At 67.2% G+C, this 1,214-nt stretch carries 1 protein-coding gene and 1 pseudogene; both read left to right on the forward strand.

The window, feature by feature from the left end:
- A pseudogene (locus G3436_RS24210) lies at positions 1 to 193 on the forward strand (acetyl-CoA carboxylase, carboxyltransferase subunit beta); the annotation flags it as partial.
- On the forward strand, positions 190 to 1,214 hold a 1,025-nt coding region (folC, locus tag G3436_RS24215), incomplete at its 3' end, for a bifunctional tetrahydrofolate synthase/dihydrofolate synthase (RefSeq protein WP_163950379.1). The pseudogene G3436_RS24210 and the gene folC, both read left to right, overlap by 4 nt.

A 1,214-nucleotide genomic window follows, 5' to 3' on the forward strand; every position in this document is an offset into this window, starting at 1 on the left:
AAAACTGCCAGAAGGCTTCCAGCGCAGCGAGTTCCTGCTGGAGCACGGCGCGATCGACATGATCATCGCCCGCTCCGAGCTGCGTCCACGTCTGGGTCATCTGCTGGCACAGATGATGGGCCTGCCGACGCCGGTGTTCGTCGCCCCAGTCGTCGAGCCGATCGTGGTTCCGCCGGTGCCTGCCAACGTATGACCCAGCGTACCCTTGGCGAGTGGCTCGCCTACCTCGAGCAGTTGCACCCGTCGGCCATCGACATGGGCCTGGAGCGTTCGCGCCAGGTCGCAACACGGCTCGGGCTGGGCCAGCCGGCGCCACGGGTAGTCACCGTGACCGGCACCAACGGCAAGGGTTCGACCTGCGCCTTCGTGGCCAGCCTGCTCAGGGCCCAGGGGCTGCGCGTCGGCGTGTACAGCTCGCCGCACCTGCTGCGCTACAACGAGCGGGTGCAACTCGATGGCGTCGAGGCCAGCGATGCCCAGCTGTGCCAGGCGTTCGAAGCGGTCGAGGCGGCCCGTGGTGATGTCTCCCTGACCTATTTCGAGGCCGGCACCCTGGCAGCGTTCTGGCTGTTCCAGCAGGCCGGCCTTGATGCCGTGGTGCTTGAAGTCGGGCTGGGCGGGCGCCTGGACACGGTCAACCTGGTGGACGCCGACCTTGCCGTGGTCACCAGCATTGGTGTGGACCACTGCGACTTTCTCGGCAATACGCGCGAGTCGGTGGCGTTCGAAAAAGCCGGGATTTTCCGTGCAGGCCAGCCGGCGCTGTGTGGCGACCTGAACCCGCCACAGCCGCTGCTGGACAAGGCCAATGCGTTGAACTGCCCGTTCCTGTTGCGCGGCCGCGACTTCGACCTGGCGAGCACCGATCACCACTGGCGGTGGCGCGGCGTGGATGCGCTGGGCAATGCGGTCGAACTGCATGACCTGCCGCTGCTCGATCTGCCCATGGAAAATGCGGCGCTGGCTTTGCAGACCTATCTGTTGACCGGCTTGCCGTGGGAGCCTGTGCGCATCGCCCAGGCGTTGCGCGACACCCGCATTGTCGGGCGTCTGGACCGGCGCACGTTCAACTGGCAGGGCAAGCGCCTGAGCATTCTGCTGGACGTCGGCCATAATCCTCATGCCGCCCAGTACCTGGCGCAGCGCCTGGCGTCGCGGCCGGTGGCGGGCAAGCGCCTGGCGGTGTTCGGCCTGCTGGCCGACAAGGACCTGGC

The organism is Pseudomonas brassicae (assembly GCF_010671725.1).
Taxonomy (GTDB): domain Bacteria; phylum Pseudomonadota; class Gammaproteobacteria; order Pseudomonadales; family Pseudomonadaceae; genus Aquipseudomonas; species Aquipseudomonas brassicae.